General features: G+C 68.7%; 21 protein-coding genes. 8 read left to right on the forward strand and 13 right to left on the reverse strand.

Going from position 1 to position 20,783, the window contains the following annotated elements; translation table 11 throughout:
• Window positions 1-17: 17 nt before the first annotated feature.
• Window positions 18-1,454, forward strand: a complete 1,437-nt coding sequence (locus tag B0F77_RS01640; RefSeq protein WP_086660922.1) for an alkaline phosphatase D family protein — start codon at window positions 18-20, stop codon at window positions 1,452-1,454.
• Between the two features lie 63 nt (window positions 1,455-1,517).
• Here B0F77_RS01640 and B0F77_RS01645 read toward each other — a convergent pair whose 3' ends face one another.
• The 6 genes from B0F77_RS01645 to B0F77_RS01670 all read right to left on the reverse strand — a co-directional run bounded on the left by B0F77_RS01645 (window position 1,518) and on the right by B0F77_RS01670 (window position 9,532).
• Window positions 1,518-2,795, reverse strand: coding sequence for an amidohydrolase (locus B0F77_RS01645; RefSeq protein WP_086660923.1), 1,278 nt, complete (start codon window positions 2,793-2,795; stop codon window positions 1,518-1,520).
• On the reverse strand, window positions 2,792-3,964 hold the full coding sequence (locus tag B0F77_RS01650; RefSeq protein ID WP_086660924.1) for a M20 family metallopeptidase: 1,173 nt from the start codon (window positions 3,962-3,964) through the stop codon (window positions 2,792-2,794). The genes B0F77_RS01645 and B0F77_RS01650 overlap by 4 nt, the downstream gene beginning before the upstream one ends.
• A 204-nt stretch (window positions 3,965-4,168) precedes the next feature.
• Window positions 4,169-4,462, reverse strand: coding sequence for a hypothetical protein (locus B0F77_RS01655; protein ID WP_086660925.1), 294 nt, complete (start codon window positions 4,460-4,462; stop codon window positions 4,169-4,171).
• 135 nt (window positions 4,463-4,597) lie between these two features.
• The gene (gene meaB / locus B0F77_RS01660; protein ID WP_086660926.1) at window positions 4,598-5,590 is read right to left on the reverse strand and encodes a methylmalonyl Co-A mutase-associated GTPase MeaB; all 993 of its coding nucleotides are present in this window, start codon (window positions 5,588-5,590) and stop codon (window positions 4,598-4,600) included.
• Window positions 5,583-7,718 (reverse strand): methylmalonyl-CoA mutase, encoded by a 2,136-nt coding sequence (scpA, locus tag B0F77_RS01665; protein ID WP_086660927.1) that lies wholly within the window; start codon window positions 7,716-7,718, stop codon window positions 5,583-5,585. The genes meaB and scpA overlap by 8 nt, the downstream gene beginning before the upstream one ends.
• Window positions 7,715-9,532, reverse strand: coding sequence for a methylmalonyl-CoA mutase family protein (locus B0F77_RS01670; RefSeq protein WP_086660928.1), 1,818 nt, complete (start codon window positions 9,530-9,532; stop codon window positions 7,715-7,717). Before B0F77_RS01670 ends, scpA begins: the two co-directional genes overlap by 4 nt.
• Before the next feature lie 162 nt (window positions 9,533-9,694).
• Here B0F77_RS01670 and B0F77_RS01675 point away from each other — a divergent pair, with 162 nt between their 5' ends.
• Genes B0F77_RS01675 through B0F77_RS01685 form a run of 3 tightly spaced genes read left to right on the forward strand, consistent with a single transcriptional unit; the run spans window position 9,695 to window position 13,659 of the window.
• Window positions 9,695-11,260, forward strand: coding sequence for a serine/threonine-protein kinase (locus B0F77_RS01675; RefSeq protein WP_245847763.1), 1,566 nt, complete (start codon window positions 9,695-9,697; stop codon window positions 11,258-11,260).
• Window positions 11,261-11,269: 9 nt separating this feature from the next.
• Window positions 11,270-12,061 (forward strand): purine-nucleoside phosphorylase, encoded by a 792-nt coding sequence (locus tag B0F77_RS01680; RefSeq protein ID WP_086660930.1) that lies wholly within the window; start codon window positions 11,270-11,272, stop codon window positions 12,059-12,061.
• On the forward strand, window positions 12,058-13,659 hold the full coding sequence (locus tag B0F77_RS01685) for a phospho-sugar mutase (RefSeq protein WP_086660931.1): 1,602 nt from the start codon (window positions 12,058-12,060) through the stop codon (window positions 13,657-13,659). The genes B0F77_RS01680 and B0F77_RS01685 overlap by 4 nt, the downstream gene beginning before the upstream one ends.
• On the opposite strand, the gene B0F77_RS01690 is transcribed toward B0F77_RS01685, so the two are convergent.
• Window positions 13,652-13,987 carry a hypothetical protein gene (locus B0F77_RS01690; protein ID WP_245847764.1) on the reverse strand — a complete coding sequence of 112 codons (336 nt, stop codon included), beginning with the start codon at window positions 13,985-13,987 and terminating at the stop codon, window positions 13,652-13,654. The two genes, B0F77_RS01685 and B0F77_RS01690, sit on opposite strands and share 8 nt — an antisense overlap.
• A 110-nt stretch (window positions 13,988-14,097) precedes the next feature.
• On the opposite strand from B0F77_RS01690, the gene B0F77_RS01695 reads away from it, so the two are divergent.
• The 3 genes from B0F77_RS01695 (at window position 14,098) to B0F77_RS01705 (ending at window position 15,925) form a co-directional block, all read left to right on the forward strand.
• The gene (locus B0F77_RS01695; RefSeq protein ID WP_143466521.1) at window positions 14,098-14,565 is read left to right on the forward strand and encodes a hypothetical protein; all 468 of its coding nucleotides are present in this window, start codon (window positions 14,098-14,100) and stop codon (window positions 14,563-14,565) included.
• Entirely contained in the window at window positions 14,565-15,017 is a 453-nt protein-coding gene (locus tag B0F77_RS01700) for a flavodoxin family protein (protein ID WP_086660934.1), read from the forward strand. The genes B0F77_RS01695 and B0F77_RS01700 overlap by 1 nt, the downstream gene beginning before the upstream one ends.
• Before the next feature lie 65 nt (window positions 15,018-15,082).
• Entirely contained in the window at window positions 15,083-15,925 is an 843-nt protein-coding gene (locus B0F77_RS01705; protein WP_086660935.1) for a trypsin-like serine peptidase, read from the forward strand.
• Window positions 15,926-16,008: 83 nt separating this feature from the next.
• On the opposite strand, the gene B0F77_RS01710 is transcribed toward B0F77_RS01705, so the two are convergent.
• The 4 genes from B0F77_RS01710 to B0F77_RS01725 are packed head-to-tail and all read right to left on the reverse strand — an operon-like array spanning window position 16,009 to window position 18,014.
• Window positions 16,009-16,929, reverse strand: a complete 921-nt coding sequence (locus B0F77_RS01710; protein WP_086661002.1) for an aldo/keto reductase — start codon at window positions 16,927-16,929, stop codon at window positions 16,009-16,011.
• Between the two features lie 47 nt (window positions 16,930-16,976).
• The gene (locus B0F77_RS01715; RefSeq protein WP_086660936.1) at window positions 16,977-17,354 is read right to left on the reverse strand and encodes a MerR family transcriptional regulator; all 378 of its coding nucleotides are present in this window, start codon (window positions 17,352-17,354) and stop codon (window positions 16,977-16,979) included.
• Between the two features lie 34 nt (window positions 17,355-17,388).
• Entirely contained in the window at window positions 17,389-17,775 is a 387-nt protein-coding gene (locus tag B0F77_RS01720) for a type II toxin-antitoxin system death-on-curing family toxin (protein WP_045315410.1), read from the reverse strand.
• Window positions 17,776-17,807: 32 nt separating this feature from the next.
• Entirely contained in the window at window positions 17,808-18,014 is a 207-nt protein-coding gene (locus B0F77_RS01725) for a ribbon-helix-helix protein, CopG family (protein ID WP_030478506.1), read from the reverse strand.
• Window positions 18,015-18,070: 56 nt separating this feature from the next.
• Here B0F77_RS01725 and B0F77_RS01730 point away from each other — a divergent pair, with 56 nt between their 5' ends.
• Window positions 18,071-18,694, forward strand: coding sequence for a TetR/AcrR family transcriptional regulator (locus B0F77_RS01730; RefSeq protein ID WP_086660937.1), 624 nt, complete (start codon window positions 18,071-18,073; stop codon window positions 18,692-18,694).
• A gap of 65 nt (window positions 18,695-18,759) precedes the next feature.
• Here B0F77_RS01730 and B0F77_RS01735 read toward each other — a convergent pair whose 3' ends face one another.
• Window positions 18,760-20,058 carry a glycoside hydrolase family 18 protein gene (locus B0F77_RS01735; protein ID WP_086660938.1) on the reverse strand — a complete coding sequence of 433 codons (1,299 nt, stop codon included), beginning with the start codon at window positions 20,056-20,058 and terminating at the stop codon, window positions 18,760-18,762.
• A gap of 93 nt (window positions 20,059-20,151) precedes the next feature.
• A complete protein-coding gene (gene upp, locus B0F77_RS01740; RefSeq protein ID WP_086661003.1) occupies window positions 20,152-20,775 on the reverse strand; it encodes a uracil phosphoribosyltransferase in 624 nt (207 codons plus the stop codon).
• Window positions 20,776-20,783 lie beyond the last annotated feature (8 nt).

Here is a 20,783-nt window from a genome sequence, read left to right on the forward strand (position 1 = left end):
TCGGGCATGCTGGCGGCATGTCTGGGGTTGACAGAAGAACGTTCCTGAAGGTGGGCGCGGTTGCCGGTGCCGCCGCGACCACATCCACCACTACCGCCATGTCCGCGTCCGCCGCCGAAGTGGCGTTCCAGCACGGTGTCGCGTCCGGTGATCCGTTGCCGGACGGCGTGCTGCTGTGGACGCGCGTCGTCACGTCCGCGCCGATCCGGTGGGAGGTCGCTCGGGACGAGGACTTCTCGCGGATCGTGAAGCGCGGCACCACCCACACCGGTCCCGCGCGTGACCACACGGTGAAGGTCGAGGTCCACGGCCTGCACCCGAACACCCGTTACTGGTACCGCTTCCGCGTCGGCGACGTCGTGTCCCCGACCGGCCGCACCAAGACGGCCGGTTGCGGCACCGAGCTGAACCTCGGCGTCGTGTCGTGCGCGAACTGGGACATGGGCCACTTCGCGGGCTACGGCTTCCTGGCACAGCAGGAGCTCGACGCGGTGATCCACCTCGGCGACTACATCTACGAGGGCGTCTACCCGGTCACGCCGCAGCTGCGCCCGACGGATCCACCGCACGAGTGCGTGACGCTCGACGACTACCGGCGCCGGCACGCGCAGTACAAGACCGACTCGCACGTCCAGGCGATCCACCGGGCGCATCCCTTCATCTGCACCTGGGACGACCACGAGAGCGCCGACAACTCGTCCAGCATCGGCTCGCCGCTGCACGACCCCGCGACCGAGGGTCCGTGGGCCGTGCGGATGGCTGCCGCGACGCAGGCGTACTTCGAGTGGATGCCGATCCGCGAGGGCAGGCTCGACCGGAGCTTCCGCTTCGGCGAGCTCGCGTCGTTGACCATGCTCGACCTGCGCTCGTACCGCACGGACACCACGATTCTGGGTGCCCAGCAGCGCAACTGGCTGATCAACCGGCTCACCACGGACACCGCACGCTGGCAGCTCGTCGGCAACTCGGTGATGATCAGCCCGTTCAAGATCCCGCCGGCGCCCGGTTTCCCGCCGTCGAACCCCGACCAGTGGGACGGGTTCCCTGCCGACCGCGAGCTGGTGCTCCGCGCGTTGGGCGACCGCAGGAACACGGTGTTCCTCACCGGTGACATCCACAGCTCGTGGGCGTGCGACGTGCCGTTCGAGGGTCGTTCGGTCGCCACCGAATACATCTGCACGTCGCTGACGTCCGACAACTTCGACGAGCTGCTGAAGGTGCCGCCGCGCACCGGATCGCTGTTGCTGGAGGCGCAGATCCAGCTGTTGAACCCGCACGCCAAGTTCGTGGAGCTGGACTCACACGGCGTCTCGACGCTGAAGGTCACCGCCGACGAGGTCCGCTTCGACTGGTACTACCTGGCGGACCGCAAGAACCCGAACAGCGCCGTCACCAAGGCCCACTCGTTCCGCACCCGCCACAACACGGCCCAGGTGGAACGCGTCCTCTTCTAGCGCGAAAGGCGTCTGCAAGTACTACCAACAGGGTTGTTGGTAGTACTTGCAGACGCCGAAAAGCTAGGCGAGGGCGGCCAGCGCGGTGTGCACCATGACGCGGACGCCCACGAGGAGGGCGCGCTCGTCCAGGTCGAACGTCGGCTGGTGCAGATCGCGCTGCTTCTCCTGACCGTTCCACACGCCGAGGCGCGCGAACGAGCCAGGGACGTGCTCCAGGTACCAGCCGAAGTCCTCACCACCGGACGACTGCTCGGTGCCTGCGAGCGCGTCGTCGCCCAGGGCGGCCTCGATGCCGGCGCGCAGGATCTGGGTGGACTCGCGCTCGTTCACCACCGGCGGCACGCCGCGGCGGTGGTGCAGGTCGAAGCCAACGCCGGTCGGGGCCAGCAGGCCCGTGACCAGGTCCTTCACCAACGGCTCCAGCTCGGCCCAGATGTCGCGGTCGCCGGTGCGCAGCGTGCCGCGCACCAGGCCGTCCTGAGGCACCGCGTTCGGCGCCTCACCCGCGTGCACCGCGCCCCACACCAGGACGGTGCCGGAACGGGGGTCGACGCGGCGGGACAGCATCGTCGGCAGGCCGGTGATGACCGTGCCGAGCGCGTGGACCAGGTCAGCGGTCAGGTGCGGGCGCGAGGTGTGACCGCCCGGCGAGGACAGCCGCAGCTCCAGCAGGTCGGAGGCCGACGTGATGGCGCCGATCCGGGTGCCGATGCGGCCGACCTGCAGGCGCGGGTCGCAGTGCAGACCGAAGATCCGCTCCACACCGTCGAGACCGCCGGCGGCCAGCACGTCGAGCGCGCCGCCGGGCATGACCTCCTCGGCCGGCTGGAACACCAGCCGGACGCGGCCGGGCAGCTCGGTGGCCGAGGCGAGGGCCAGTGCGGCACCGAGCAGCACCGTCGTGTGGGCGTCGTGGCCGCACGCGTGCGACACACCGTCCACAGTGGACGAGAACGCCAGGCCGGTGTTCTCCGGCAGCGGCAACGCGTCCATGTCCGCGCGGAGAGCCACGCAGCGGGGGCCGTTGCCGATGTCGCAGATCAGGCCGGTGCCGCCGGGGAGGATGCGCGGCTTGAGGCCGACCTCCCGCAGCAGCTTGGCCACGAGCTCCGTGGTGTTGTACTCGCGCCGGGACAGTTCGGGGTTGGCGTGGATGTGACGGCGCCAGGCGACGACGTCGGCGGCGTGCGCCTTCAGCCAGTCGTCCAGCCACGCGGGGCCGCGGCCCTCTCCGAGATCATCCACAGGAGACATGCTCACCCCGGTCGGGTCTACGAGCATCTCGGTGGACGTCTGCACAGTTGAGGAGCCCGATGGACGGGAGTCCAGGACCGTCATGCCGCACCTCCGCGGGCCAGCAGCCGTGCGCGCTGCTGGGAATCGGTGGCTGTCGCGATCGTCGTCCAGGCCATGGCAAGTGCTCCTTCGAGCAGCGCACGGTCGGCCGACGCCGAGGCACAAGCGGTCGCGAACTCTTGTTGGTGGTTCACCGCGTCTCCGCAGTCGATGGCAATGGTCGGGTGGATGGCGGGCAACACTCTGGTGACGTTGCCCATGTCGGTGCTCCCGATCTTCTCTCGCTGTTCCTGCTCGGGCGAGAGCGGTCGTCGTCCCAGCTCAGTGGCCGCACGCCGGTAGGCGTCCGCGAGCCACGGATCGGGAGTCAACTCGGCGTAGATCGGTGAGACCTGCTCGACCTCATGGGTGCAGCCGGTCGCGAGCGCGCCGGCTTGGAAACAGTCCCGGATCCGGTTCTCCAGGCGCTGCAACGATTCCAGGTTCTCCGCCCTCACATCGAACATCGCCGATGCGCGGGCGGGTATTACGTTCGGCACGGTGCCGCCGTTGGTGACGATGCCCGTCACCATCTGGCCAGGTTCGAGGTGCTGCCGCAGCAGGCTGATCGAGATCTGCGCGACGGTCACCGCGTCCGCGGCGTTGATGCCGAGGTGAGGGGCGGCGGCCGCGTGTGACGGCTTGCCCTTGTAGTGCACCTCGAGGTCGGTGATGGCCAGCGACTTCGCGGCGCACGACTCGTACGGCGCCGGGTGCACCATCATCGAGAACGCGACGTCGTCGAAGACGCCCCGTTCCAGCATGAGCACCTTGCCGCCGCCGACTTCTTCCGCCGGAGTTCCGATCACCTTCACGGTGACACCCAGACGGTCCGCGATGTCACGCAGCGCGAGCGCGGTACCGACGGAAGCCGCGGCGATGACGTTGTGCCCGCACGCGTGCCCGACTTCGGGCAAAGCGTCGTATTCGGCACAAAGTCCCAGCACCAGCTCGCCGTCGCCGAACGTCGCGACGAACGCGGTGTCGAGGTCCGCCACCCCGCGGTCGATCTTGAAACCCTCGCGAGCCAGCAGGGAGGTGATCTTCTCGACGCTGCGGTGCTCCTCGAAGGCCAGCTCAGGCTCGGCGTGGATCGAGTGCGACAGGTCCAGCAGCGCGTCGGAGTACCGCTCGACGGTCGAGCGTGTGCTGATCTTCAAGTCGGTACCCATTTGCCACCATCCTGCATCACCACCTGTGGGACGCAGCGCGCTGATGATGATCAACCGGCTGGCCGGTCGCAGCGCTGCGCCGAGCGGCGAGCGAGTATCGGTCTGACCGATCAACGATGACGCAAATGGTCGAGAAGCACGCTTAATTTTGACTATTCCGTCCCAACATCTGGGACGAGCCGTCTCAACGGTGCTTCAGCCCGGCTACCCCTTCTTGGCCGCGCGCTCCTTGCGCCACCGCGCCCACCGCTTCTTGTTGCGGTAGTAGACCAGCGCGAACAGGCCGACCGCGATGGCGCCGATCCACAGCTTCTGCTTGGTTTGTTCCCTGATCTCGGGCGACGGTTCCTGCGGTGAGGTCACGCTCGGACCCGGATTCACTGTCGTCTGCCCAGCGGCCGCCACGGGCGCGTTCGGCGCCTCTTGCGCGGACGCCACACCGGCGATCCCGACAACGCTCATCAGCGCGAACACGCAGGCCAGCAGCAACCTCGACATGGCCAGAACTGTACCTCGAATACCACGATCGAAGGTCACCCAAACTAGCTACGCGCTCACCCTCCGCGCCCTGCTTTAAGTCACGCGGGGACCCTACGTTTCGTCTGACGGTACGTGGGGGCCCCGCGTGAAAAGTCAGTCAGCCTTGTGGGTGAAAGCGGCCAGTAATTGCTCGGCGGCCAAGGTGGCCGTCAGCTCGCCGGAGCGGACTCTGCGTTCCAGATCTGGGGCCAGTGAGCGGACGACCGGGTGTTCGCGCAGCTGCCGCCACAGTTCGTCGTGGACCATCATCCAGGTCCACTCGATCTGCTGGCGGCGACGTCGCTCGTCCAGTTCGCCGGCGTCCTTCAGGGTGGCCTGGTGTTCCAGCACGCGGGACCACAGTTCGTCGAGACCGGTCCCGGTGAGGCCCGAGCAGGTGAGCACCGGCGGGTGCCACAGCGCGTCCGGCGGGCGCAGGAGCTTGAGCGCGCCGGCCAGTTCGCGCGCGGCCTTGCGGGCGTCCAGCTCGTGTTCGCCGTCGGCCTTGTTGACCGCGATGACGTCCGCGAGCTCCAGGACGCCCTTCTTGATGCCCTGCAGCTGGTCGCCGGTGCGGGCGAGGGTCAGGAACAGCGAGCAGTCCGTCATGTTCGCGACGGCCACCTCCGACTGCCCGACGCCGACGGTCTCGACCAGCACGACGTCGAAGCCCGCGGCCTCGACCAGCACGATCGTCTCGCGGGTGGCCTGCGCGACGCCGCCGAGCGTGCCGGACGTCGGCGACGGCCGGATGAACGCCTTCTCGTTCACCGACAGCCGTTGCATGCGCGTCTTGTCGCCCAGGATGCTGCCGCCGGTGCGGGTCGACGACGGGTCGACGGCGAGCACCGCGACCCGATGCCCCTGCTCGGTCAGCATGGTGCCGAGCGCGTCGATGAACGTCGACTTGCCGACGCCGGGAACGCCGGTGATGCCGACCCTGGTCGCGTTGCCGGACTTCGGCAACAGCTCGATCAGCAGCTCCTGCGCCTTGGCGCGGTGGTCGGCGCGCTTCGACTCGACCAGCGTGATGGCCCTGGCCAGCACGCTTCGATTGCCGTCGAGGACGCCTTTGGTGTACTCGGCGACATCGATCACCCTAGCCATGGTGCCCTAGTTGACCTGCGAGTTTCACCAGAAGGTCCTTGGCCGCGTCCGCGATCACGGTGCCGGGCGGGAAGATCGCCGCCGCGCCCGCCGCGTACAGCTCGTCGAAGTCCTGCGGCGGAATCACGCCACCGACGACGATCATGATGTCCTCGCGGCCGAGCTTCGCCAGTTCTTCGCGCAGCGCCGGCACCAGCGTGAGGTGTCCAGCCGCCAGCGAGGACACGCCGACGATGTGCACGTCGGCCTCGGTGGCCTGGCGCGCCACCTCGTCCGGCGTCTGGAACAGCGGGCCGACGTCGACGTCGAAGCCGAGGTCGGCGAACGCCGTCGCGATCACCTTCTGGCCGCGGTCGTGCCCGTCCTGGCCCATCTTGGCGACCAGGATGCGCGGCCGGCGGCCCTCTTCCTCCGCGAACGCCTCGACGACCTCGCGGCAGGCGTCCACGTTGGACACTTGGCCGACCTCCTGGCGGTAGACACCGGTGATGGTGCGGATCTGCGCGCTGTGCCGTCCCCACACCTTGCCCAGCGACTCGGAGATCTCGCCGACCGTGGCCTTGGCGCGGGCGGCGTTGATCGCCAGCTCCAGCAGGTTGCCGCCGCCGGTCGCCGCGTTCGTCAGCGCGGTGAGCGCACTGTCCACAGCGGACTGGTCGCGTTCTTCCCTGAGCCGGCGCAGTTTCTCGAGCTGCTGGGCGCGCACGCCGGCGTTGTCGACCTTGAGGACCTCGATCTGCTCGTCGTTGGTCACCAGGTACTTGTTGACGCCGATGACGGGCTGCCGGCCGGAGTCGATGCGCGCCTGCGTGCGGGCGGCGGCCTCCTCGATGCGCAGCTTGGGAATGCCCTCGTCGATCGCGCGGGCCATGCCGCCGGCCTTCTCGACCTCGGTGATGTGCTCCCATGCCTTGGCGGCGAGCTCGTTCGTCAGCCGCTCGACGTACGCGCTGCCGCCCCACGGGTCGATCACGCGGGTCGTGCCGGACTCCTGCTGGAGCAGCAGCTGCGTGTTGCGGGCGATGCGCGCGGAGAAGTCGGTGGGCAGAGCGAGCGCTTCGTCGAGTGCGTTGGTGTGCAACGACTGCGTGTGCCCCTGCGTGGCCGCCATCGCCTCGACGCACGTGCGCGCGACGTTGTTGAACACGTCCTGCGCGGTGAGGCTCCAGCCGGACGTCTGGCAGTGCGTGCGGAGGCTGAGGGACTTCTGGCTCTTGGGCTCGAACCCGTTGACCAGCTTCGCCCACAGCAGGCGCGCGGCCCGCATCTTGGCGATCTCCATGAAGAAGTTCATGCCGACCGCCCAGAAGAAGCTGAGCCGCGGCGCGAACGCGTCCACGTCCAGCCCGGCCTCCCGGCCCGCCCGGATGTACTCGACGCCGTCCGCCAGCGTGTAGGCCAGCTCCAGGTCGGCGGTCGCTCCCGCCTCCTGCATGTGGTAGCCGGAGATCGAGATGGAGTTGAACTTCGGCATGTGCGAACTGGTGTAGCTGAAGATGTCGGAGATGATCCGCATCGACGGCTGCGGCGGGTAGATGTAGGTGTTGCGGACCATGAACTCCTTGAGGATGTCGTTCTGGATCGTCCCCATGAGCTGCTCCGGCTTCACCCCCTGCTCCTCCGCCGCCACCACGAAGAGCGCCAGGATCGGCAGCACCGCGCCGTTCATCGTCATCGACACGGACATCTTGTCCAGCGGGATGCCGTCGAACAGCGTGCGCATGTCGTAGATCGAGTCGATCGCGACGCCCGCCATGCCGACGTCACCGGCGACGCGCGGGTGGTCCGAGTCGTAACCGCGGTGCGTGGCCAGGTCGAACGCGACGGACAGGCCCTTCTGCCCGGCCGCGAGGTTGCGGCGGTAGAAGGCGTTCGACTCCTCGGCCGTCGAGAAGCCCGCGTACTGGCGGACCGTCCACGGCTGGTTGACGTACATCGTCGGGTACGGGCCGCGCAGGAAGGGCGCGACGCCGGGGTAGGTCCGCAGGAAGTCGAGTCCGTCCACATCGGACGGTACGTAGACCGGCTTGACCGCGATGCCCTCCGGCGTCTCCCAGGCCGGGAGGTCGGTCTCGTACTTCGCCGACGGGAGCGGGCCGAGGTCGATGTCCGCGAAGTTGGGGATCATCGCTCCACTCCGTTTGCTTTCTCGATGGCAAGGAAGTCGAAGGTGCTGTTCAGGATTTCGAGGGCCGGGCAGCCCAGGTGGACGAAGCCGTCGACCTGTGCGTCGCTCTTCTTGCCCGCGAGGAGTACCCGTTCCGCGCCGGCTTCGCGCAGGGCCTCGACGGTCGGTCCGGCCAGTTCGGCGTAGCTGGAGTCGCTGCCGCAGACGACCGCGATCTTCGCGCCGGACTCCCTGAACTTCGCGGCCACGTCGTCGGCGGTCCTGGTCGGGCCCGCGTTCGGGGTGGCGAAGCCGCCGGCGTTGAAGAGGTTCGCGGCGAAGGTGGCTCGTGCGGTGTGCGCGGCCACCGGGCCGAGGGTGGCGAGGAAGACCTGCGGCCGTTCGGGCTGGGCGTCGGCCAGATCCCGCAGCTCCTCGAAGGCCTGTGCATAACGAACCCTCGGCAGCCCGAAACTGTCAGACCCGCTTGAGAGACTTGGGATGGGGGGTGCGTCCCCCCAGGGGGCCTGCGAATCCGAATCGATTCCGGGGGTGGGCTCCACTCCAGCGGCGGGCTCGCGAGCGGGCACCGGTTCGCGGACGACCGGCTTCTCGCCGAGGTTCGGGAACTCGCTGACACCCGTGATCGGGTCGCTCCGATCCGCGAGCCGCGCCGACCGCGCGGCCCAGGTCGTGGCGATCCGCGAGGCGACCAGCTCGCGCGCCGCGGCGAACCCGCCCGCGCGTTCGATCTCCTGGAACCGCGACCACGCGGCACCGGCCAGCTGGTCGGTCAGCTGCTCCACGTACCAGGACCCGGCCGCGGGGTCGATCACCTCGCCGAGGTGCGACTCCTCCAACAGCAGGTTCTGCGTGTTGCGGGCGATCCGGCGGGCGAACTCGTCCGGCAGCCCGATGGCCGCGTCGAACGGCTGCACCGTCACCGAGTCGGCGCCACCGAGACCGGCGGCCAGCGTCGCGATCGTGGTGCGCAGCATGTTCACCCACGGGTCGCGGCGGGTCATCATCGCCGACGACGTCACCGCGTGCTGCACCTGCACGGCATCGGTGCCGGACACTTCGGCGACGCGCGCCCACAGGCGTCGTGCGGCGCGGAGCTTGGCGATCGTCATGAACTGGTCGGCCGTCGCGGCGTAGCGGAACTCCAGCTGCGCGAAGGCGTCCGACACCGGCAGACCCGCGTCCGTCAGAGCGCGCAGGTACGAGACGGCCAGAGCCAGCGACGCACCGAGCTCTTCGGAGTCCGAGCCGCCCGCGTCGTGGAACGGCAGCGCGTCCACCACCACGGTCCGCAACGACGGGAACTGCCGGTGGGCCTGCAACACCACCTCGAGTGCCTCACCGAACGGCGTCAGCGCGAGGTTGCCGCGCACCTCGTCCGCGAGCAGGGGCGCCTGGTCGTAGATCCGCAGCATCGCGCGGGCCGCGTCCACGTCACCGTCGAGCATGATCGGCGCGAGGTCGAGGTACACGCCGTCCAGCACGCGCTCCAGCGACGACGCCGGCAGCGCGAGCCACAGCGAGGTGACACCGCCCTCCAGGTCGTTCATCAGGGCGACCGGATCGGGAACGGCGTGGCGCTGGCGCACGTCCCAGCCCTGCTTCACCGGCGCGAGGGCGTACGGGACGGGCAACGCGTCGTCCAGGGTGTACAGCGGCTGCAGCGAGATGCCGTCGTACGTCTTCGTGACCAGCGAGTCGTAACTCGCGCCGGTCTTGCGGAGGACGGCGTCGACCAGCTCACGCCACTGTTCCCTCGACGCCGAGGGGAACTCGTTCGGGCGGAATTCGGCGGGCAAGGCCAACTCCATCATGCGTTGCAGTGTTCCCGACCACTACCGACACGGCTATGTGAGGTTCACCGCCGTTAACGATCCACCCAGTCTTTCAGGGAGAATGACCTAGTGGAAAACGGTGACCAGGAGCGCTTGATCGCGGCTCGGTACCGCCTGCTGCATCTGCTGGGGCGAGGGTCCATGGGCACCGTCTGGGCTGCTCACGACGAGGTGCTGCGCAGGCAGGTCGCGGTGAAGGAGATCCTGCGGCCGCCGGGGATGACCGATGGCGCGGCCGACGAACTGCGGGAACGGACCATGCGCGAGGCGCGGGCCGTCGCCGCGCTCTCTCACCCGAACCTCGTAACGCTCTACGACGTCGTGCAGCACGACGGCGACCCGTACGTGGTGATGGAGCTCGTGCCGTCGCGCAGCCTGAGCGAGCTGTTGCAGGAGCAGGGCTGCCTCACCGAGAAGCAGGGCGCGGCGGTGCTGGACGCGGTCGCGGCGGCGCTCGAGTCGGCGCACCGGGCCGGCATCACGCACCGGGACGTGAAGCCCGGCAACGTGCTGATCGCGGACGACGGCCGGGTGAAGCTCACCGACTTCGGCATCGCGCGCAACGTCGCCGAGGCCACCATGACCGCGCGGGGCATCACGCTGGGCACGCCCGCCTACATCGCGCCGGAGGTGGCGCAGGGCGGTGACGTGTCGGCGGCCGCGGACCGGTGGTCGCTCGGCGCCACGATGTGGGCCGCGATGGCCGGCGAGCCGCCGTACGTGGGCAAGAACGTCATGCAGACGATCAACGCGGTGATCAACGGCGACGTGCCGGTGCCGGCGGGCGCCGGCCGGCTCACGCCGGTGATCAGCGGGTTGATGCGGAAGGAACCGACCGACCGGCTGTCGCTGGTCGACGCGCGCAGGCAGGTCTACGCGCTGCTGCCGGAACCGGGCACCGACGCGTTCGAGGTCCGCGAGGCGGTGCCGCTGCCGGTGGTCGTGCGGCCGAAGCCGAAGATCGAGCCGGACGCGCCGCTGGCCGACGATCCCGGCCCGTTGCCGTTCATGCTCACCAAGCCGATCTCGCCGCAGCCACCGCGCGGGCGGGTTGCCACGACGTTCCTGCTGGTGGCGGCCATGCTGCTGTTCGTGGCGGGCTCGGGCGGCGGGTTCGCGCTGACGAGGCTCGCGGCGGGCGCACCGCTGCTGCCGCCCACCGAACAGACCGCGCAGACGCTGCCGACCCTGCCGACGTCCGCGACGCTGGAGCCGCGGACCGCGCTGGCCATCAGCGCGAAGGGCGACCAGGGCGGGAAGTTCACGCTGAACGTCGAGGCGAGCTGGTCGACCTACGCCGAGCAGCGCGCCGCCGACAAGCTGATGCCCGCCTCCGCGGTGGTGCACTTCGTGTCGGGCACGGGCGCGTACGAGGTCACGGTGCAACGGTTCCCCGACTACTACCCGACGCGCACGATCAACACGTACACGTCCAGCGTGCAGGCGCGGTGGCCGAACAGGTTCTTCGGCGGTGAGAAGGTGCCGACACCGAACCTCTCCGGACCGCGCAACGAGGACAGCATCCAGTTCATCTACCGGACGGTCGAGGGTGACGAACTCAACGCGTTGAGGCGGTCGCACTTCTCCCGCGTGCTCCCCCTGCGCGGCGACCTGTGGGTGATCGAGGTCGTCGTGCCGACCGAGCAGGAGGACGAGGCGCGGGTGAGGCTGTTCGACGCGATCGCCTCGACCTTCGCCCCGGTTTAAGCTCTCGCGGTGACTCCAGAAGAGCTGGCCGGCAAGGCCGCGGAAGAGATCCAGAGCCGCACCGGCGTGGCGAAGCACGACATCGCGATCGTGCTCGGTTCCGGTTGGCGGCCCGCCGCCGACGTTATCGGTGAACCGGCCACCGAGATCCCGGTGGGCGAGCTGACGGGCTTCGAGGCGCCGACCGCGCTCGGCCACGGCGGCACCATCCGTTCCGTCGAGGTGGGCGGCAAGCGGATCCTCGTCGTCCTCGGCCGCACCCACGGCTACGAGGGCAAGGGCGTCCAGAAGGTCGTGCACGGCGTGCGCACCGTTGCTGCCGCGGGCGTGTCGGCGGTCGTGCTGACCAACGCCGCCGGTGGCCTGCGGCAGGGCATGTCCGTCGGGCAGCCCGTGCTGATCTCCGACCACCTGAACCTGACCTCGCTGTCGCCGCTGGTCGGCGCCCGGTTCGTGGACCTGACGGACCTGTACTCGCCGCGCCTGCGCAAGCTGGCGCAGGAGATCGACTCGTCGCTGGAGGAGGGCGTGTACGCGGGGCTGCCCGGCCCGCACTTCGAGACGCCCGCCGAGATCCGGATGCTGCGCACGATGGGTGCGGACCTGGTCGGCATGTCGACCGTGCACGAGGCCATCGCCGCGCGTGCCGAGGGCGTCGAGGTGTTCGGTCTGTCGCTGGTCACGAACCTCGCGGCGGGCATCACCGGTGAGCCGCTGAACCACCAGGAGGTGCTGGAGGCCGGTGCCGCCGCCGCCCAGCGCATGGGCACGCTGCTGCGCGAGCTGGTGGACCGCGCATGAGCCTGGCACCGGCACTGCGTGACGCGACGTTCCGGTGGATCGCTGACGACCCCTCCACGGCGACCCGTGCGGAGCTGCAGGGGGTTCTGGCTCGTGCCATGGGTGGCGATCCCGCTGCTCTTGAAGACCTCACCGATCGCATGGCCGGCCCGCTGACGTTCGGCACCGCCGGGCTGCGCGGGCCGGTGCGGGCGGGCACGAACGGCATGAACGTCGCCACGGTGGTCCGCACGACCGCCGGGCTGGCGTCGTGGCTCGGCACGTCCGGGCTGGTGTTCGTGGGCCGCGACGCCCGGCACGGGTCGGAGGAGTTCGCGGTCGCGGCCGCCGAGGTGATGGCCGCGGCGGGTTTCGACGTGCGGATGCTGCCAGGGCCGTTGCCGACACCGGTGCTGGCGTTCCTGGTGCGGTCGCACGGCGCGGTGGCGGGGATTCAGATCACCGCGTCGCACAACCCGCCCGCGGACAACGGGTACAAGCTCTACCTGACCGGCGGCTCGCAGATCGTGCCGCCGGCGGACGGGGAGATCGAGAAGGCGATCGAGGCGGTTCCCGCGGCCGTGTCGGTGCCGCGTTCGCCCTCGTACTCGACGGTGTCCGACGCCGAGATCGACGCCTACCTGGACCGGGTCGCGTCGCTGCCGTCCGGCCAGGCGCGGTCGTTGAAGATCGCGTTGACGCCGATGCACGGCGTCGGCGGCGCGTTCGCCGTGGAAGCGTTGCGGCGCGCGGGTTTCACCGACGTGCACGTGGTGCGGTCGCAGGCGGTGCCGGACCCGGACTTCCCGACCGTGGTGTTCCCGAACCCCGAGGAGCCCGGCGCGTCCGACGAGCTGCTTTCCCTTGCGGCATCGGTGGACGCGGACCTGGCGATCGCCCTGGACCCGGACGCCGACCGGTGCGCGCTGGGCGTGAAGGACGGTTCCGCGTGGCGGATGCTGCGCGGTGACGAGACGGGTGTGCTGCTCGGCTCGCTCGTGCTGTCGACCACCGAGTCCGCGGATCCTTTGGTGGCAACGACAATCGTGTCTTCGTCGCTGCTGAAGTCGATCGCGGCGGCGCACGGAGCCCGGTACGCGGAGACGCTGACCGGCTTCAAGTGGCTGGCGCGGGCGGGCGAAGGTCTGGTGTTCGCCTACGAGGAAGCGCTCGGCAACTGCGTCGATCCGGCTTTCGTCGCGGACAAGGACGGCATCTCGGCCGCCGTCGTGGCCGCGGACCTGGCCGCCGGCCTGAAGGCCTCTGGCCGCACGTTGCTGGACGCGCTGGACCAGCTCGCACTGGACCACGGCCTGCACCTGACCGACCAGGTTTCCTTGCGGTACACCGATTTGTCGCTGATCGGCGCGACGATGGCACGGCTGCGTGCCACGCCTCCCGCCGACTTCGCGTCGGAAGACCTGTTGCCCGGCGCGGACGTGCTGCGCTGGACCGCGGACGGCGTGCGGGTGATCGTGCGACCGTCCGGCACCGAGCCGAAGCTCAAGGCGTACCTGGAAGTGGTCGAGCCGGTCACGGACGGACTGGAGTCCGCCCGTGCGGCGGCCAGGGCCAGGTTGGCCGAGTTGCGGGAACGGGTAACGGAACTCGTCAGCTAGCGAGCGCGATCATCAGGCACAGCGCGGCAAGAGCGAAGCCCCCGCCGGCCACGAAGTAGGCCCGTCTGGTCGGCGGGGCGATCGCGTTGCGGCGACCCTCGGTCACGGCCGCGACAGCGATCCGCCCGAAGATGTACGCGATCGTGCAGAGCCCCACGCCGAGACCGAGCAACATCGTGTTGACGTCCCACGGACTGTGGTCGAACCCCGGCCACAGCGACGCGAAGAGGGGCCCGAACCCGATCATCCCGATGCCGACGGCAAGGCCGAAACCCCAGGTGATGCGACGCTGACGAGGACTGGTGGTCATAAGGGCAGTGGTCTTCATGGTCCCTCCTGTGTACACCCTTTAGGACGTCTTTCCGCCTTCGGGGTTCCGTGTTCGTTCGCTCTAATGACGTTGTGAGAGCACGGGTTCGTTGAACTATGTTCCCGCGTGTGGAATACACCCGCCGTGACCTGGCGCAGGCCGTGTTGGACGCACACCCGGACAGCAAGCGCGGACTCGACATGTTCCGCGGCGGGTTCAGCGAGGACATGAAGAAGCATCAGATCCGCGTGCGCGACGAGCTGCTGAAGGCGTTCGGCATCGACCTCAAGGCCGACATGGCGCTGTACATGATGTTGCGCGCCACGCTCGACTCGAACGCGGCCATCCGGAACCCGATGAGCAGGTTCGGCGAGGCCGGACTGATCGTCCGCAAGCTGGAGGGCACCGGCGTCCTCGAGAAGGTGGACGAGATCGTCACGCTCAACGAGATGTCGGCACGGGCTCACCTCGATGCGGTCGAGGGGCTGCTCGGGTTGATGGGACCCACCGCGGTCGAGGTCACATCGGAAGACCTCAGGAAACTCGGGTTCGACGACACGCCGCCGAACCGCTTCGACTACGAAATCGACTACTGATGACCAGGCTGCTGATCGTTCACCACACCCCGTCGCCGGCCCTCCAGGCGATGTTCGAGGCCGTGCTGTCCGGCGCCACCACGCCCGAGATCGAGGGCGTCGAGGTGGTCCGGAAGGCCGCGTTGTCCACAACCGCTGTGGATGTCCTCGAAGCCGACGGCTATCTGTTGGGCACGCCCGCGAATCTCGGCTACATGAGCGGTGCGTTGAAGCACTTCTTCGACACCGTCTACTACCCGTGTCTGGACTCCACGCGCGGCAGGCCGTTCGGGCTCTACGTGCACGGCAACAACGACACGACAGGTGCGGTGCGCAGCGTGGAGATGGCCACGACCGGGTTGGGCTGGGAGAAGGCGACCCAGCACGTGGTCGTCACGGGTGAGCCGACGAAGGCCGACCTGGAGGGGTGCTGGGAGCTCGGCGCCACCGTCGCGGCTCACCTGACCGGCTGAAAACGGAACAGAGCATTCCCCCGGTTCCCCATCGGCGTCACTCTGACTGGCCGGAGGGGGTCCGAATGAAACGAATCAGCGCAGTTCTGGCAGCGCTCACGCTCGTACTGGCACCGCAGGCCCGGGCCGAGGCACCGGAAAGCGTGAAAGCTGTCGTGGCCGAGTTCGGCGAGAGTGGCGAACTGATCAGCTCCGCCGATGTCGCCCTGGCGAAGTCCCTGCTCACGAAGGGGTCGGCCGAGGTCGCGGCGCCGACCGCGAACGCGGTGGTGTCGCCGACGGTCGGCATCCTGGAGTCGCGGACGGGACAGTGCACGGCCAGCACCATTTCGAGCACGCACAAGGTCCTGATCGTCACGGCCGCGCATTGCGTGCACGACGGCGAGGGCGGCACCTGGCAGCAACCCATCTACTTCACACCGGGTTTCCAGGTCGGGCGGCCCGCGCCGCACGGGAGGTTCCAGGCCAAGGCGGCGGTCACCTTCGACAGGTGGGTGACCAAGAGCGATTACAACTTCGACGTCGCGTTCGTCGCGTTGAGGCCGAACGACGCCGGTGCCGCCGTGGGCGAACTCGTCGGCATGAACGGCCTCATCGTCAACGCCGGGTACGTGGTCGACCGCACGATCGTCTCCTACGAGGACAACGTGCTCAGCCAGTGCAGCGGAACCACGATCCAGTCGATGGGCTTTCCGCTGGAGGACCACCTGTGGATGATCGGCTGTCCTTCGCCACCCCACGAGGGTGACAGCGGATCACCCTGGTTCGCCGAGTACGACGGCCGGGGCGGGTACGTGAACGGCGTGATCAGCAAGGGCAGCGGGGTGCTTCCGCACGTCAGCACGCCGCGCTTCGACGACGACGTGCTCTCCATCTGGGAAGGCTTCAAGGACCACCCAGGCACCTGAGTTGTCCACATGAAACCAGGGTTGTCCACAGCCTCTTGTCCCCAACCTGTGGACAACCCTGGGGATATCTTCGAACGTGTGTTCTAACGGCCGATCGAGCTCATGTCCGGGTACCGGTCACCGGCCACGGCCGAGGCGGGCACGGCGGCCTCGATCGCGGCGAGATCGTCGGCGGACAGCTCCAGAGCGGCCGCCGCGACGTTCTCCTCCAGATACTTGATCCGCTTGGTCCCCGGGATCGGCACCACGTCCGACCCGCGGTGCTGCACCCAGGCCAACGCCAGCTGCCCGGCGGTCACGCCTCGCTCCGCGGCCAGCGCGCGCAGGTCCTCGACCATCTTCAGGTTCGTGTCGAGGTTCGAGCCGCTGAACCGCGGCTGGGCGACGCCGCGGAAGTCACCCTCGCCGAAATCGGCGGCGGAGGTGAAACGGCCCGTCAGGACGCCACGGCCGAGTGGCGAGTACGGCACGAGGCCGATGCCCAGTTCGCGCGCGGTCGGCACGATCTCGGTTTCGATGTCCCGCGACCACAGCGACCACTCGCTCTGCAGCGCCGTGATCGGGTGCACCGCGTGGGCGCGCCGCAAGGTCGAGGCGCCGGCCTCGGACAGGCCGAGGAACCGCACCTTGCCCTCGGTGACCAGCTCGCCCATCGCCCCGACGGTCTCCTCGATCGGCGTGTCCTCCGGCACCCGGTGCAGGTAGTACAGGTCGATCACGTCCGTGCCGAGCCGCTTCAGCGAGCCCTCGACGGACGCTCGCACGTAGTCACGGTCCCCGCGAATGCTGCGCGTCCCGCCGGGCTCGCGCACGATGCCGAACTTCGTGGCCAGCACGACGTCGGAACGACGGCCGGCGATGGCGCGGCCCACCAGTTCCTCGTTCACGTGCGGGCCGTACATGTCGGCCGTGTCGAGCAGCGTCACACCGAGCTCCAGGGCCCGGTGGATCACCGAGATCGACTCCGACTCGTCACCGGCGCCGTAGAACTCCGACATTCCCATGCAGCCGAGACCCTGCGGCCCGACCTCCAACGATCCCAACAAACGGCTCACGCCGTCGCCTCCAAGTCCCTCTCGACCACCGCGTAGTGGTCGATCTTGTAGTCGAGCACCTCCAGGCACGTCTGCAGCTCCGCGACACGGGCGCGGACGTCGTTGCGGTGCTCGACGAGGATCTGCTTGCGGCGCCCTGCTGTCAGGTCGCCATGGTGCCTGAGCTGCGCGAACTCGCGCATCATGCGAATCGGCATGCCGGTCGTGCGCAGGCGCGTCACGAAGGCCAGCCAGCCGAGGTCCTCCTCCGAATAGCTGCGGCGACCACCCGAGTCACGCGCGGGCGGGTCGACGAGCCCGATTCGTTCGTAGTAGCGCAAGGTGTCGATGGACAACCCACTGCGCTGCGCGGCTTGGGCTATCGAGTAACTCACGAGTTCGACGCTACGAGCTAGAGCGCGCTCTAGGTCAAGCGGAATCCTTCGGGAGTCCCCACGCCTCGAGATGGCCGGCCATTTCGGGAACGTCGATCTTGTCGCGCCCCAGGGCTCTCACCAGATCCAGCGCGTCGTCCTCGTCCGCGTCGATCCAGTAGCCGTTGATGTCGCACATCGTGACGGCCGAGACCCAGCCGAGCCGCCAGTTTCCCTCGACCAGAGGGCGGGTTCGCACGATCGAGTCGAGTAAGGCGGAGGACTTCAACCACAGCGTGTCGTAGGCCTCCACGCCGAGCACGGTGGCGCGGGGGCGGTAGGCCGCGGTGTCCAGCAGGCCGATGTCCCGGACGACGAGGTCGCCGCCGGTCACGGCCGTGGCCAGCACCAAGAGGTCCCCGGCGTCGAGGTAGGAGATCACAGCACCCAGTTGATCACAGAGGTCTGACAGTTTCAGGAAGAACCGAGCCTATCCAAAAGACCTCGATACTTGGGCAGGACTCGCCCGAGCACCTCGCCGAGCTTTTCCTCCTGCTGCATGCGCTGGTAACGGTCCGCGATCGCCAGCCGCACGACCTCCTGCTTGGAACGGCCCTCGGACTGCGCCAGTTCAGCGAGCCGCAGGTTCTCCTCTTCGGTCAACCGCAAGGTCATCGCCATTCCAGGCACGGTACCAATGTGATACCACTCAGGCCAGAGGCCGTTAGGATTGCGTGATGCCCAGGCCCAAGACCCACGACGACGCGCTGCGGCGGCGTCTGCTCGAGCGGGCGGGCGAGCTGCTCAGCACCGAAGGTCCCGGCGCGGTGAGCCTGCGCAAGATCGCCACCGACGTCAACACGTCGACCACGGCGGTCTATTCCCTCTTCGGCGGCAAACCAGCGCTGCTCGAGGCGCTCTACGACGAGGCGTTCCACCGGTTCGGCACGAACCTGGCCGCGGTGCCGGTGACCGACGACCCGGCGGAGGACCTGGTCCAGATCGGCCTCGCGTACCGGCGCAGCGCGCTCGCGGACCCGCAGTTCTACTCGGTGCTCTACTCGAAGGTCGTCGAACCGACGAAGGCGATGAGCCGCGCCGCCGGGCGGACGTTCGCGCCGGTGATCGACACAGTGCGGCGCGCGGTCGAGCGGAAGGTCTTCGTCGACGAGGAGCCGGAGCAGATCGCGATGTCCATGTGGGGCATCGCGCACGGCCTGGTGAGCCTGGAGCTCAACGGGAACCTGCCGCCGGGCATCGATCCCGCCGCCACCTACGAGCTGGCGCTGCGCGCGCACGGCAGGGGGTGGCTGACGGAATCCGGGGAGGCGGCCGCCGCGAAACCTCCCCGGACCCGCTGAACTGTCCGGTCCGGACAGTTCGTCTTCTGCGCGGCCTAACTGCAGGGCTTTTCTGTTGCAGGCACTTACTTCAGGGCGCCGTCGAGAGCCTTGATCAGCTCACCGTCGGCGGTGTCGCCGTCGAGTGACCAGATCATCGCTCCACCGAGCTTGCGGTCGTTGATGAAACGAGCCTTGCGCTTCATCTCCGTCGCGTCGTCGTAGGTCCACCACGTCTTGCCGTCGTAGATCCACGCGAAGCCGGCGCGTTCGTCGCGGTAGATCTTGTAGGCGTTGCCGGACTCGGAGAGCTTCGCCTTGATGCGGTGGAAGTCCTCGTAGCCGGCCTCGTACTTGGCCGGCGCCGGCACACCGGTGCCGAACAGGCCGTTGCGCGTGCCGGGGGCGACGCCGTCCCAGCCGCGGCCGTAGAACGGGACACCGAGCACGGCCTTCGACCGCGGCGCACCGCGCCGCAGCCACGCGTTGACCGTCACCTCGGAGCTGAACTCGAACTCCGACGGGTCGCCCTTGGGCACGCGCAGCGCGGACTGCTGGTTCGCCGGAGCGTCCCACGCGCCGTGGTAGTCGTAGCCCTGCAGCGTGCCGAAGGTGAGGTAGCAGAACACCTTCGAGACCTCGAAGCCGCGATCGACCTGCACCGGGTCGGCCGGGAGGAACGCCGTCAGGTCCTTGTTCCAGCCCATCTGCCGGCGGTACTCGGCGAGCAGCTTGGTGAAGTTCTGCTTGTCCTCGGGGCGAACGACGTTGGGCGGCTCCATGTTGCCGTTGCTGGCCGGCCATTCCCAGTCGAGGTCGACGCCGTCGAAGACGCCCTTCGCGGCACCCTCCGGCAGACCGGGCAGGTTGCCCTTGATCCACATGTCGGTGCACGACTTGACGTGCGCGGCGCGCGACTCAGGCGTGAGCGCGGCGTTGGAGAAGTAGCGGGAACCCGTCCAGCCGCCCAGCGAGATGTTGATCCTCAGCTTGGGGTACTTGGCTTTGAGCTGCTTGAGCTGGTTGAGGTTGCCCATCAGCGCCTGACCGGCCTCGTCGGCCTTGCCGCTCACGGACTGCTCGGCGGTGTGCGGCATCTGCCAGTCCGCCCACGGGTCGGCACTGACGCACTTGCCGGACTCGTCGAGGAAACCGAAGGCGTAGTTCAGGTGGGTGAGCCGCGCGGCGGCCCCGCTGTCGACGAGGTTCTTGACCCGGAAGTTCCGGTCGTACACGCCCCACTGGATGAAGTACCCGACCGTGCGGGTCTTCGAGTAACCGTGGTGCCCATTGGTCTCGACGTCTGCGTTCGCGGGCGCGTGGGCCAGCGACGCGGACAGGGCGCCGACCGCGAGCGCGGCGACACCCCATCTCCGTCTGGACATGTGACTCCTCAATCGATGCGGCAGCGGCGATGTGGTCCAGAGCACGATAGGCCTGAGGTCTAGACCACTGCTACGTCCGATCGGAGGTATGTCCTAAACCGCTCCGTACAGACGGTCACCGGCATCGCCCAGACCAGGCACGATGAAGCCGGAGTCGTTCAACCGCTCGTCCACGGAAGCCGTGATGAGACGAACTGGCAGCTTCGAGTCCTCGAGGTGGTTGATGCCCTCGGGTGCGGCGAGCACGCACACGGCCGTCACGTCGGTCGCGCCGCGCTGGGTCAGCAACCGGATCGTGTAAGCCATCGAGCCGCCGGTCGCGAGCATCGGGTCGAGCACGAAGACCGGGCGTCCGGCGAGGTCCTCCGGCAGCGACTCCATGTACGGCGTCGGCTGCAACGTCTCCTCGTCGCGGGCGAGCCCCACGAACCCCATCTGGGCGTCCGGGATCAGCTTGTGCGCCTGGTCGGCCATGCCCAGGCCGGCCCGCAGCACCGGCACGAGCAACGGCGGGTTCGCCAGCCGGTAGCCGGTGGTACGTGCCACGGGCGTGTGCGTGCGGGCCTCCGCCAACGGCGCCTCGCGCATGGCTTCGTAGACCAGCATGACGGTGAGTTCCTGCAGCGCGGCACGGAAAGCAGCGTTGTCCGTGCGCGCGTCGCGCATGGTGGTGAGCCTCGCCTTGGCGAGTGGATGATCGACGACCAGGACGTCCATGCCGGACA

The sequence above is a fragment of the Lentzea kentuckyensis genome (assembly GCF_002150765.1).
GTDB lineage: Bacteria > Actinomycetota > Actinomycetes > Mycobacteriales > Pseudonocardiaceae > Lentzea > Lentzea kentuckyensis.